This window comes from Duganella sp. HH101, from assembly GCF_001758795.1.
Classification (GTDB): Bacteria; Pseudomonadota; Gammaproteobacteria; order Burkholderiales; family Burkholderiaceae_D; genus Rugamonas; species Rugamonas rivuli.
The window spans coordinates 23,111-35,681 of record NZ_LRON01000025.1; the positions used below are offsets into that span (position 1 = coordinate 23,111).

General features: G+C 67.3%; 11 protein-coding genes. 6 read left to right on the forward strand and 5 right to left on the reverse strand.

Going from position 1 to position 12,571, the window contains the following annotated elements:
- Nucleotides 1-43 precede the first annotated feature (43 nt).
- From DUGA2_RS27600 to DUGA2_RS27620, 5 genes are all read left to right on the forward strand, one after another.
- On the forward strand, nt 44-541 hold the full coding sequence (locus DUGA2_RS27600; RefSeq protein ID WP_070272597.1) for a hypothetical protein: 498 nt from the start codon (nt 44-46) through the stop codon (nt 539-541).
- Between the two features lie 78 nt (nt 542-619).
- Nucleotides 620-2,182: a hypothetical protein gene (locus DUGA2_RS27605; protein ID WP_229214786.1), complete on the forward strand. Its 1,563-nt coding sequence runs from the start codon at nt 620-622 to the stop codon at nt 2,180-2,182.
- Between the two features lie 123 nt (nt 2,183-2,305).
- Nucleotides 2,306-3,061 carry a transporter gene (locus tag DUGA2_RS27610; protein ID WP_070272599.1) on the forward strand — a complete coding sequence of 252 codons (756 nt, stop codon included), beginning with the start codon at nt 2,306-2,308 and terminating at the stop codon, nt 3,059-3,061.
- A 110-nt stretch (nt 3,062-3,171) separates the two neighbouring features.
- On the forward strand, nt 3,172-3,645 hold the full coding sequence (locus DUGA2_RS27615; RefSeq protein ID WP_070272600.1) for a hypothetical protein: 474 nt from the start codon (nt 3,172-3,174) through the stop codon (nt 3,643-3,645).
- A gap of 33 nt (nt 3,646-3,678) precedes the next feature.
- Complete coding sequence (locus DUGA2_RS27620; protein ID WP_070272601.1) at nt 3,679-4,989, forward strand: NAD(P)/FAD-dependent oxidoreductase; 1,311 nt, start codon at nt 3,679-3,681, stop codon at nt 4,987-4,989.
- Nucleotides 4,990-4,998: 9 nt separating this feature from the next.
- On the opposite strand, the gene DUGA2_RS27625 is transcribed toward DUGA2_RS27620, so the two are convergent.
- Both DUGA2_RS27625 and DUGA2_RS27630 read right to left on the reverse strand, forming a co-directional pair.
- Entirely contained in the window at nt 4,999-5,718 is a 720-nt protein-coding gene (locus tag DUGA2_RS27625) for a sensor histidine kinase (protein WP_070272602.1), read from the reverse strand.
- 80 nt (nt 5,719-5,798) lie between these two features.
- Nucleotides 5,799-7,421, reverse strand: coding sequence for a response regulator (locus DUGA2_RS27630; protein ID WP_070272603.1), 1,623 nt, complete (start codon nt 7,419-7,421; stop codon nt 5,799-5,801).
- Between the two features lie 226 nt (nt 7,422-7,647).
- On the opposite strand from DUGA2_RS27630, the gene DUGA2_RS27635 reads away from it, so the two are divergent.
- Entirely contained in the window at nt 7,648-8,037 is a 390-nt protein-coding gene (locus tag DUGA2_RS27635; protein WP_070272604.1) for a hypothetical protein, read from the forward strand.
- 27 nt (nt 8,038-8,064) lie between these two features.
- Here DUGA2_RS27635 and DUGA2_RS27640 read toward each other — a convergent pair whose 3' ends face one another.
- The 3 genes from DUGA2_RS27640 to DUGA2_RS27650 all read right to left on the reverse strand — a co-directional run bounded on the left by DUGA2_RS27640 (nt 8,065) and on the right by DUGA2_RS27650 (nt 12,492).
- Nucleotides 8,065-9,039: a diguanylate cyclase domain-containing protein gene (locus DUGA2_RS27640; RefSeq protein WP_008447642.1), complete on the reverse strand. Its 975-nt coding sequence runs from the start codon at nt 9,037-9,039 to the stop codon at nt 8,065-8,067.
- Nucleotides 9,040-9,313: 274 nt separating this feature from the next.
- A complete protein-coding gene (locus DUGA2_RS27645; RefSeq protein ID WP_070272605.1) occupies nt 9,314-11,536 on the reverse strand; it encodes an ATP-binding protein in 2,223 nt (740 codons plus the stop codon).
- A gap of 128 nt (nt 11,537-11,664) precedes the next feature.
- Nucleotides 11,665-12,492: a response regulator gene (locus DUGA2_RS27650; RefSeq protein WP_070272656.1), complete on the reverse strand. Its 828-nt coding sequence runs from the start codon at nt 12,490-12,492 to the stop codon at nt 11,665-11,667.
- Between the last annotated feature and the right edge of the window lie 79 nt (nt 12,493-12,571).

Genomic DNA, 12,571 nt, shown 5'->3' on the forward strand with positions numbered 1-12,571 from the left:
ATCAAAGTGCGGCGCTTGCGCGGTTCGGCCAGAGGCGCACAATATGAAGATGAACGGCTCATTCGACACCCTCAGTTATACCAGGCGCCTGGAGGCGGCGGGCATTCCCGCCGAACAGGCCGAGGCGCACGCGCTGGCGCTCAGCGACGTCATGCGCACGCAATGCGCGACCAAGGCCGATATGTACGACTTGCGCGAGGCGATGCTTGCGCAGGGTGGACGGTTGGATGCGCAGGGCGTCCACATGCAGACAATGCTGGAGGTCCAAGCCGCTCAGCTGCAGAAAATGCTGGAAGCCCAGGGCGCCCAGCTAAGGCAAATGATCATGGACGTGGCAGCCGAGTCGGAAAAGCGCGTTCTATTGCTGGACGCGAAAATCGATCGCGAAGTACAGCGGCTCGAAGGCGCGATCAAAGATCAGGGGAACCGCCTCGACAACGCTATGCTCAAGTACAAGAACGACCTGATGGGCTGGACGCTGGCGCTCAATATCTCGCAGATCGCCATCCTGTTCGGGGCGCTGGCCTATTTCCGTACCTAGCCGTTCGCCAGCTAACGCAGCATTCGCGCCGCTTCAGTTAAAATGCCATAACGGCATTATTTACGAAGTGGAGCAAGTGTGAACAATCAGCACGGTACTCCAGGCAGCACCCATGTGGTCAGCGTGCATACGCTGGACGAGCATATGTCCAGCGACCAGAGCTTCAGCTCGGCCTACGCGCGCGCGGTCGGCGCCATCGCCGGCAACGAAGGCAGCCTAACGCTGGCCCAGTTCGCCGCCGTCACCGACATCGCCGGCGACGGCAAATCGTCCGCCGTCTTCACCGCGCTGGTGCTCAACGCCATCGAATCGGGCGTGGACGTCGACTGGGCGCTCAATGCGCTCAGCCGCAGCAGCGGCGGCATCGACCAGGCCGCGCGCGAAAACGCCCTCAGCATGACCATCCCGCTGCTGGCGCTGCACGGCGCCGACGCCCGCGCGCTGGCGCAGCGCCTGGCCAAGGCCTTGTCTGCCCGGTTGTCGCCCGAAGACCTGAACCGGCTGCCGCCTGCCGAAGAGCGCGGCATCCTCGCCAACCTGGGCGAGCAGGCCCGCCGCCTGGTGCGCGGCCGCTCGCTGGCCGACGCCGTGGCCGACTTCGGCCGCCATACGGGGCAGCCGGTGCTGGTTGAACATGCGCGCAATTTCCAGTCCGGCGACATCGACCACCATCAACTGCGCGAACTGGTGGGCAGCACCACGGCCGCCATCGCGCACGACATCAACGTCTATCTGGAGCAGGCGCGCATGCTGTCGGTGGGGGAGGCCATGGCCGCCACGCTGATCAGCGCCGCCAACGACCTGAAGAACCAGGTGCTGCAGCGCCTGACGCTGGTGGACCAGCGCATCGCCTACGAGCGCCGCCTGCTGCTGGAGGAAATCGACAACGCCGTGCACGACGCCGGCAACGCCATCGAACTGGCGATCACCGACCGCCTCAACACCGACCAGTGGAAAGACGAGGACGTGTGGGCCAGCATGGGCCGCCAGCAGTTCGGGCAGGAGATGGAGCGGCGGCTGGACCGCATCGTGCGCCGCAAGGAGCAGGCGCTGCACCTGATGCAGGAAGACCTGCGGCTGTTCCAGCAGGCGATGCGTTTGAATCAATCGTCGGTGTTCCAGCGTCAGCACCATTCGACGCTGGCCAAGCTGATGCCGCGGCTGCGGGTGGGCACGCGCATCGTCAACAGCGTCGACACGGCGGCCAACGTCACCCTGATGAGCGGCGCGGTGGTGGCGGCCGGCACCGGCACGGCGGCCTACCTGATCGGCGCGGCGGTGGTGTTGCCGGTGGTGGCGCCGGTGGCGCCGTTTGTCGGCGGCGCCGTGCTGCTGGCGGGCGCGTTCAAATGGTTCAGCGACGGCGGCAAGCGCAAGCGCACGGAAATCCGCGACAAGCGCGCCGCCTTCGAGGCCGAACTGCGCAAGCAGCTGCAGGCGGCCGAGCTGAGTTTCAACGCCCAGCTGGACCAGGTGGCGCAAGGCTTCCACGACTCGGCGCTGCAACTGCTGACGCCCTTGCTGCTGGAGGCGGAAGCGGCCGGCCGCGTGCCCGGCATGCGCCAGCGCATCGCCGACCGCGTCATCACCCAGGCCCAGGCCGCCATCCGCCAGCTCGACACCGAGCTTTCGAAGGGATAGCGCTTGCCTACCCCGCAAGGCGCCGGCGCGTTGGGGTCTGACCCCTCGGGGTCAGACCCCGCTGTTCCGGGTTGCGCGCGCGGCATGTGCTACGCTGGCGCCATAGTCTAACCAGGAGCTGCCATGAAGACCTGTTTCGCCGCCGCCCTTAGCCTGTTGCCGCTGCTGTGCCAGGCCCAGGAGGGGCCGCCCATCACGCCTTACCGGCCGTCGGTCTCCAGTCCCGCGCAACTGCCCGCAGCCGGCCAGCTGGAGCTGGAACTGGGCGGCTTGAGCAGCAAGTCCGACGATGGCCGCCGCAACAGCCTGCCATATGCGCTGAAGCTGGGCTTCAACGAGCAATGGGGCGGGGTGCTCAGCGGCGAGAGCCTGGTGTCGGCGCCGGACGGCAACGGCGGCCGCGCGCGCGGCATCGGCGATACGCTGTTCGTGCTCAAGCGCGCCTTCGTCCTCGACGAGGGCAGCGCGCTGGGCCTGGAGCTGGGCGCCAAGGCCCCAACGGCCAGGGACAACATCGGCAGCGGCCGCGCCGACTACAGCCTGAACGGCATCTACAGCCAGGACATGGGCAGCGTGCACATGGACGCCAACCTCAACGCCACACGACTGGGCGCGCATGATGCCGGCACGGGCCGGACCCAGACCGGCTTGTCGGCTTCGTTTTCCACACCGGTCAACGAGCGCTGGGGCGTGACGGGCGAATGGTCGGGCACCCGCCGCAGCGGCGCCGACAGCACCGCGCAAGTGCTGGTGGCCCTCAGCTACAGCCCCAGCAAGCGCTTGACCGTGGATTTCGGCATGGCCCATGGATTGAACCACGCGTCGCCGGATTGGGCGTTCTTTAGCGGTGTGGTGTTGCCGTTGGCGCAACTATGGTGAGGGATTGTCGCGAATTATGTACGCTAGCGTACGGATAGTCGCTCCAGGGTTTGGTAGGATTTCAAGTGAGCAAGTTCGCTCAGCCACGATTACAAGAAAAGAAGGCAACCATGAAAGCCAAGATCCTTGCCGCCAGCTTGCTGGCATTGTCCTCCGCAGCGTTCGCCCAGGACGTCGGCGTCTCCATCAGCATCGGCCAGCCCGGCTTCTACGGCCGCCTCGATATAGGCGACTACCCGCGCCCGCAGGTGCTGTATCGTGAACCGGTGCTGGTCCAGCGTCCGGTGCGCTACGTCGAGTCCGCGCCCATCTACCTGCGCGTGCCGCCCGGCCACGCCAAGCACTGGGCCAAGCACTGCGGCGCCTACAACGCCTGCGGCCAGCGCGTGTATTTCGTCCAGGATGGCTGGTACCAGGACCAATACGTGCCGCGCTATCGCGAGCGTCATGGCGATGCCTATCACGAAGGCCGCCGCGATGAACGACGGGACGAGCGCCGCGATGATCGTCGCGACGACCGCCGCGACGACGACCACGGCAAGGGCCACGGCAAAGGCCATGGCAACGGCCACAACAAGGACTGACCACGCGGCGCCGGCCGCCTACAGGAGACACGTTTGCAGAGCAATATCTTGATCGTAGGCGGCGGGGCAGGCGGGCTGGAGCTCGCCTGCAAACTCGGCCGCAAACTGGGGCCGCAGGCGGTCACGCTGGTCGACAGCCGCCTGTTCCATATCTGGAAACCATCCCTGCACGAGGTGGCGGCCGGCACGCTGGACGTGCACCAGGAAGGCCTGTCTTACCAGATGCTGGCGCACGACAACGGCTTCACCTTCGTCTACGGGCCGATGGTGGCGCTCGACGCGGCGCAGCGGCAACTGACCGTCGGCGCCATCTACAGCGGCGCGACCGACCAGGCCGCGCGCGAAGAAGTGCTGCCGCAACGCCGCATCGGCTATGAATCGCTGGTGCTGGCGGTCGGCAGCACCTCCAATTATTTCGGCGTGCCCGGCGCGGCCGAACACACCATCTCCCTGAACGCCACCGAGGACGCCGAGCGCTTCCGCCTGACGCTGCTCAAGCTGCTGACCCAGGCCGAGCTGCAGAAAAGCACGCGCCCCGAGGCCGGCGTCGACATCGTCATCATCGGCGGCGGCGCCACCGGCGTCGAGCTGGCGGCGGAATTGCGCGAAGCCAGCGGCGTCTATGCCGCCTACGGCTTCCGCCAGTTGATCGCCGAGCGCGACGTGCGCATCACGCTGCTGGAAGGCGCGCCGCGCATCCTCGCGCCCTTGCCCGAAAAGGTATCGGCGGCGGCGCTGGAGCTGCTGCACCAGCGCGCCGTCAAGGTCGTCACCGACACCCGCGTCACCGCCATCGGCGACGATGCCGTCACGGCGGGCGACACCGTCTATCCTGCGCAGATCGTGGTGTGGGCGGCCGGCATCAAGGCGCCGGATTTGCTCGCACAGCTGGGCCTGCCGACGGTGAAGTCGGGCCAGCTCGACGTCGATGCGCGCCTGGCCGTCAAAGGCCATGCCGACATCTACGCGCTGGGCGATTGCGCCGCCTGCGCCGGGCCGGACGGCAAGCTGGTTCCGCCGCGCGCGCAGGCCGCGCACCAGCAGGCCGACTACCTGGCCGCGCACTTCCTGCGCCGCCGGCAGGGCAGGCCGCCGCAGCAACAGCCCTATGTCTATCGCGATTACGGTTCGCTGGTGTCGTTCGGCCAGACCACGTCGGTGGGCAGCCTGATGGGATCGCTGAAGGGCTTAAGCTGGTTTGTCGACGGCATGGTCGCGCGGCTGATGTACGTCAGCCTGCACCTGATGCACCACCGCGCCGTGCTCGGCACGGTGCGCACCGCCGTGCTGGCGCTGGCGCGTTTCCTGATCAAGCGCAGCACGCCGCTGGTCAAGCTGCACTAGTTCTTTAGCTCAGGCCGCTGGGGGCTTGGGCAAGACCATCGTCAGCGTGACGCCGCGTCCGGCCCCGGCCGACAGCGTCAGCGTGCCGCCCAGGTAGGCGGCCCGTTCGCGCGCCGTGCGCAGGCCGAACTTGTCGCCGATGCTTTCCAGCGCGGCCGCCACCGGCCCGCTCAGGCCGACGCCGTTATCCTTCACCGTCAGCATGACCTCATCCTCGTTGTCGTCGACGATGACGTCGACCTCGGTCGCCTGCGCGTGCGCGATGATGTTGCGCAGCGCTTCCTCCAGCGTGTGCAGCAGCACGATGCCGTGGCTGCGCGGGCAGCTCAGTTCGTCTTCGGGCAGGCTGCAGCGGGCGGCGATCTGGTGCTGCTGGCCGAACTGCTCGACCGCCTCGCTCAAGGCCACGCGCACGCCGAGGAATTCGAGCTTGTCGTTCCACAGCTTGATCTGCATCTGGCGGTTGGTTTCGACGATTTGCAGCAGCAGCTGCTTCATGTGGGCGGCGCGGTCCTGCAAGGCTGGCTCCTGCGGCATCTTCTGCATCAGCAGGCCCAGGTGCATGGTCAGCGCCGTCAGCGACGAGCCCAGGCTGTCGTGCAGCTGGCGCGACAGCGAGCGCCGTTCGTTGTCCCAGCAGGTGTGGACGTGGCCGAGCAGGTCGCTCAGGTCGGCGCTGCGCAGAGTGTCCTGCTGGCTGTGTTCTTGGTGCTGTTCTTGTGGCGACATGGTTTCTCTCAGGGCGGACTTTGCGGACTTTTGCGGATCATACCCGAGCTTTGCAAGTCATGGCGCACTCTGGCAAGCGCTCACTGCTTGACGGGCACCGGCAGGCAAGCGCCTATCACTTCCATCAGCTGATCGATGTCGACCGGCTTGACCAGATGGCGGTCGAAGCCGGCCTCCATCACGCGCCGCAGATCGTCGGCCAGGCCGTAGCCGGTCAGCGCGATCAGGCGGATGCCGGCGGTGGCGGGATCGGCGCGCAGGCGGCGCGCCACCTCGTAGCCGTCGATGCCGGGCAGGCCGATGTCGACCAGCGCCACGTCCGGCCGGCGGCGCACGGCGGCCGCCACGCCTTCGTTGCCGTCGGCCGCCGACTGCACTTCGTAGCCGTAACAGCCGAGCATCATGGTCATCATTTCGCGGCCGTCGTCGTTGTCCTCGATCAGCAGCACGCTGGGCAGGCCGTGTTCGCCGCCGGTCCCGGCCGGCTGCGGCGCCGGCGCCGCCTGGTGTTCGATGCGCGGCAGGCGCAGCGTGAAGGTGCTGCCGCCGCCGGGGCCCTTGCTGACGGCGGTGACGGCGCCGTCGTGCAGCTCGGCCAGGCGGCGCACCAGCGACAGGCCGATGCCCAGCCCGCCCTGCGAACGGTCCAGCGTGCTGGAGCCTTGCACGAACACGTCGAACACATGCGGCAGCAGGTCGGCGGCGATGCCGACGCCGGTGTCGCGCACGCTGAGCACGACGTCGTCGTTCTCGGTCCAGGTGCGCACTTCGATGCGGCCGCCGGGCGGCGTGTATTTCAGCGCGTTGTCGATCAGGTTGCTGGTGATCTGTTCCAGCCGGGTGGCGTCGCCGTCGACCCAGCCCTGGTCCAGGTCCTGCACCAGCTGGTAGTCGGCGCTGCGGCCGGTGGCGCGGTAGGTTTCCAGCGAGGCCGCGACCAGCGCCGCCAGGTCCAGCGGCGCGCGGTTGAGCAGGATCTTGCCCGACATCGCGCGCGACAGGTCCAGCAGGTCGTCGACGATGCGGCCCAGGTGCTGGCTCTGGCGCTGGATGATTTTCTTGGCGCGCGTGACGCCGTCGGTCGATACGCCGGGCAGGCCGATCAGCGAGGCCGCGCTGCTGATGGCCGACAGCGGATTGCGCAGCTCGTGGCCCAGCATGGCCAGGAACTCGTCCTTGGCGTGGTTCTGCCGCTCCGCCGACTGCCGTTCCTCGATTTCGCGCGTGAGCTTCTGGTTGGCGGCGGTCAGCTCGGTGGTGCGCAGGCTCAGCTGGCGCGCCTGCTTTTTCAATTCCTCGTTCTTCATCGCCAGCGCCACGAACACCGAGATCTTGGCGTACAGGATTTGCGGAATCACCGGCGTGAACAGGAAGTCGACGGCGCCGCGCTGGTAAGCCTTCAGCCGGTCGAGCTCGTCGGCCAGGAAGGCGGTGATGAAGATGATGGGGATGTCGGCCGAGCGCGCGCGCTGGTGGATCGCTTCGGCGGTTTCAAAGCCGTCCATGCCGGGCATGTTGACGTCCAACAGGATCACGGCGAAGTCGTGCATCAGCACCTGGCGCAGCGCCTCTTGGCCCGAGCGGGCCGCCAGCACTTCGTAGGATTCCTGTTCCGCCCATTGCGTCAGCAGGCTGGTCAGTGCGAACAGGCTGTTCGCGTCATCGTTGACCACCAGGATTTTGGGTTTTTCTGTTTTAGGCACGGGGTCTCTGCACGATGCTGAAACTGCGAAATCTTCGCGGCCTTAAAGCTGCCAGAGAAGTGGGTAGTGGACACCATTTCATCATATCAATTGCATAAATGAATGTCAAAAATGGCCGCTCAATCGAACGCGGCCGCACGGCGCCGCGCGAGTGTTCGATTCCGTACAGACCCCGCCGCCGCGGGCTGCGACAGTGGCGCAGTACCCCCACTGAAAGGAATGCATCATGAATATCGATACCGTTGTAGATAAAGAGTACCTGGGCCTGAGCTTCCGCGCACTGGCCGACGCCCCGACCAGCGCGCTGCGCGGCCTGAGCGCCAAGGATGCCAAGGCGCTGGCGCAGGCGTTCAACGTGCACACCGTGCGCGAGCTCGCCAACCTGGATTTCGTCAAATGGGCCTGCGCGATCACCACGCTGGCCGAGCATGAGCAAGCCACGCCGGAAGAGCAGGCCAAGGAAACCCTGCTGGACGGCGGCCTGGAGATGACCTTCCCGGCCAGCGATCCGGTGTCGGTGGACGCCGGCATCACGCGCATCGAAGTGGCGCCGGACAAGGTCGACGCGCATGACGACCACCAGCACGCGGGCAAGATGGAGGAAGCGGCGCACTAGGCGGCCGTCCCGTCCGGCTCCGGCTGTTCAGGCCGGGGCCGGCGACATCGCGTGCGGCTGCGGCGGCGTGCGCATCATCTGCGCGGTGCAGCTGCGGTTCTTGCCGGAGCGCTTGGCTTCGTACAGCGCGCCGTCGGCCACGGCGATCACCGAGGCCACCTGGTCGGCGTCGTCCGGATAGATGCCGATGCCGATGCTGGTCGACAGGCGCAGCGTCAGGCCGTTGATGATGTAGGGTTCGGAGACCGCCTCGATCAGCTTGGCGGCCGGCTCCTGGGTGTCGCCCAGCTGGGCGATATTGCCCATGACGATGACGAACTCGTCGCCGCCGACGCGGGCCACGGTATCTTCCCGGCGGGCGCAGCCGACCAGGCGCTGCGCCACCATTTTCAGGATCTCGTCGCCGGTGGCGTGGCCGTGGGTGTCGTTGATGGCCTTGAAGCCGTCCAGGTCCAGGTACATCACGGCGGCCTTGTTCTGCTGGCGCGTGGCGTGTTGCAGCACGGTGGCGATGCGGTCTTCCAGCAGGCGGCGGTTGGGCAGGCCGGTCAGCGGATCGTGCAGCGCCAGTTCCTGCTGCTGGCGGCTGTATTGGGCCAGCTCCTTGTACAGCAGGCGCACTTCCAGCATGTTGTGGATGCGTTTGTGCACTTCCAGCAGGTCGAACGGTTTGCTGATGAAGTCGCGCGCGCCCGCTTCCAGCGCGGCGATCTTGAAGCTCGGCTGTGCGGTCAGGGCCAGCACCGGCAGGTAGCCGCCCTGTTCGATCTCCTTCAGGCCCTTCATGACCTGGAAGCCGTTCAGGCCCGGCATCTGCAGGTCGAGCAGGATCAGGTCGTAGCACTGCTGGCGGTGCAGCGGGCAGACCTGTTCGGGCAGCATGGTGGAGGAGACGTCGGTATAGCCGGCCTCGCGCAGGATTTCCAACATCAGCTCGACGTTGTCTGCACTATCATCCACCACCAGTATCTTGGCGTTCAGGATTTCTTCTCGGCTCGGCATAATGGTCTCTGTCTGTCTCAAATCGGCCATTCCGGCCAGAAATTTATAGTCCCACGATCATAGCGCAGGCGTCCGTGTTGCGGCGCACACAAGCACATGGTATTTCCGTGTGGCAATTAATTGTACCCGTTTTTTCGTATTTTTGTAGTTTATCAACTGATCTTCAGATTGCTTGTAGGACATTGCCGCGTCTGCGAGTAGGAATAGAATAATTTCCGTGTGACAATAATATTCACAGCTATTAACACGCTGCCATCGCGGCCGGCATCGCCGCTCAGGCGTGCCGGTGGCTGGCGCCCATCGCCGCCACCTTGGCGATCAGCTCATTCGGCTCGACCGGCTTGGAAATATGCGCCAGGAAGCCGCTCGACAGCGCCTTGATGCGGTCTTCGGAGCGGGCGAAGGCGGTGAGCGCGATGGCCGGCAAATCGCCGCCGCGCGCCGGCCCCAGCGCCCGGATGCGGTCCAGCAGGCCGTAGCCGTCCACTTCCGGCATGCCGAGGTCGCTCACCATCAGGTCGGGGCGCGCATGTTGCAGCAGCGTCAGCGCCTCGGTCGCGGTGGCGGCGGTCAGCACGTCGGCGTTGCAATCGTTGAGGATACGCTTGATCAGTTCGCGCGCGTCATCCTCGTCGTCCACCACCAGCACTTGCAGGCCGGACAGGTCGTGCGCGGCCGCGCGGTGGCCGTCGGCGGCGCCCAGCGGCTCGTCGTAGCCGTGGCGGCGCGGCAGGCGCACCGTGAAGCAGGCGCCGCGGCCTTCGCCCTCGCTGTCGGCGTGCACCGTGCCGCCATGCTGTTCCACCAGGTGCTTGACGATCGCCAGCCCCAGCCCCAGGCCGCCGTGCTTGCGGGTGGCGGTGGCGTCGGCCTGGCGGAAGCGCTCGAACACATGGTCGAGGAAGGCGGGGGCGATGCCGATGCCGCTGTCGCGCACGGCGATGGCGATCTGGTCGCCTTCGCGGTGGATGTGCACGTCGATGGTGCCGCCGGGCGGCGTGAACTTGATGGCGTTGGTCAGCAGGTTCCAGAAGATTTGCTGCAGGCGGCTGGCGTCGCCGGCCACCAGGCCGGGCTTGGCGTCGAAGTGCTTGTTGATGCGGATCTGCTTGGTCTGGGCGGCGGGGCGCACGGTGTCGATGGCGGCGGCGGCGATGGCGGCCGGCGCCAGCGACAGCATTTCCAGCCGCACCTTGCCGGAGGCGATGCTGCTCATGTCGAGCAAGTCTTCGATCAGCTGGGCCTGGGCGCGGGCGTTGCGCTCGATGGTTTGCAGGCCGCGGTGCAGGTCGGCCTGGTCGCGGCTGCCGCGCCGCAGCACCTGGGCCCAGCCGAGGATGGCGGTCAGCGGCGTGCGCAGCTCGTGCGACAGCGTGGCCAGGAATTCATCCTTCATCTGGCTGGTGCGTTCGGCGTCGGCGCGCGCCTGGCGTTCGCTGTCGAGCAGGATCTTGCGCTCCTCGGCGGCGCGGCGCGAGGCGTCGTACAGGCGCGCATTGTCGATCGCGACGGCGGCCTGGGCGGCGATGCCGCCGATGATGCGTTCGGTGCGCTCGCTGAACATGTCCGGTTCCGGATGGCCGAAGAACAGGCAGCCGATCACCACGCCCGAGCGCAGCGCCACCGGCACCGCCAGGTAGCTGCGCACCGGCGGCTGGCCGGGCGGGGTGGCGCGGCAGGGATGGTCGCTGGCGTAGCGGGCGTCGGCCGGCAGGTCGTTGCTGCGCATGGCTTCCCGGCCGAGCAGGCCGTCGCCGTCCAGCGCGTCGTCCTGCGGCCGGCCGAAGCTGGCGTAGCCGGGCGGGGTGCAGCTGGACAGGGTATGCAGCACGCGCGCCTTGCCGTGGGCGTCGGCGCCGTGATAGAAGAAGGCGCCGTAGCGGGCGCCGCTGATGCTGGTGGCGGCGTCGGTCACTTCCTGCAGCAGCGGATGCAGGTCGCGGGTCGAGGCCAGCGCGTTGCCGGTGCGGTTGACCAGCTCCAGCACGGCGGTCTCGTCGCGCAGCGCTTCCTGCACGCGTTTGACCTGGTCGACGTCGGTGCTGGTGCCGAACCAGCGCAGCACGCGGCCGGCGGCGTCGTGCACAGGGTTGGCGCGCGTGAGGAACCAGCGGAATTCGCCGCTGGCGCTGCGGATCGGCACTTCCAGTTCGAACGGCAGGCCGGTGGCGCGCGACAGATCCCAGCGTTCCTGCATGGCGCCGACGCAATCGGGGGCGTAGACCCGGCGCCAGCCGTCGCCGCTCATCTGTTCCGCGGTGGTGCCGGTGTAGGCGTACCAGGGCTGGTTGTACCACACCATGGTGCCGTCCTGCTCGGCGATCCAGGCCAGCTGCGGCATCGAATCGGCCAGCGCCCGCAGTTCCAGCTGGCTCTGGCGCAGCGCTTCCCGGGCGTTCAGCAACTCCTGCTGCACGCTGGAAGAGGCCTGGAGCTCGGCGTCACCCGTCGGGGTCTGGGAGGGAATGGCGTCGGTGGGCTCGTTCGGAGGAATCATGTGGGCTTCATGCTGCCGCGATGCTGGCGCGGCCGCCGGACGGCGGCGCGTCAGGCTAACGCTGGACGTTTTACGGTGCCTTCATTGTAGCTCCATCTCCCACCATGGCTTCGCACGGTTGGTGGCGTTCAGGCCTGGGTGTTGGTCATGCGCCGCGCGACCTGCTCCAGCGCGGCTTGCAGCTGCTCGATGTCGTAGGGTTTTTGCAACGACTGGGCGGGGAATTCCAGGTGGCGGGTCAGCTCGTCGCCGTAGCCGGAGGCGAACAGCAGCTGCAGCGTCGGCGCCTGCTGCAGCGCCTTGCGCGCCAGTTCGACGCCGGACATGCCGGGCAGGCTGACGTCGGTGTACAGCACGTCGAAACTCTGGCGCGACAGTTCGGGCAGGGCGTCCTCGCCGGTGGCGGCGGCCTGCACTTCGTGGCCGAGCGCGCGCAGCGTCTCGCACACCAGGTAGCGGGCGTCGGCATTGTCCTCGACCACCAGCATGCGCAGCGGCCGCGCGGTGTCGGCCAGCGGCGCGGCCTGGGCCGGCGCCAGCGTGCACAGCACGCCGGCCACCTGGCCCGCGGCGTCGCGCACCGGCGTGTAGTACAGGTCCAGCGGCAACTGGGCGACGCCGTTGTTGCGCCACGCCGGCAGCACCACGCTGCGGTAGCTGGCGCTGTCGCCGGCCCAGCCCTGGCGGATGGCGGCGGCGTTCCAGCTCCAGGCGGCCGGCTGGATCGACGGTACGCTGCCGCCGGGCGCGCGCAGGCTCGACAGGCCTATCAGCGCCGCGTAGGCATCGTTGTACACCATGATTTGCTCGGGGCCCCACATCAGCAGCATGGCGCTGGGGGAATTGAGCAGGATGTCCACCGTCAGGCGCAACGGCAGAGGCCAGCCGGCCGGCTCGCCTAGGGCGGTGCGCGACCAGTCGGGGGAGGGCGGCGCGACGGGGGCGGATGATGTCATGCTGGGGCAACCTGTCAGTATGTTGTCTTGGAAGGCAAAGCTGACCGCATCGTACACTAAAAAAAAGCCCGCTACAGGA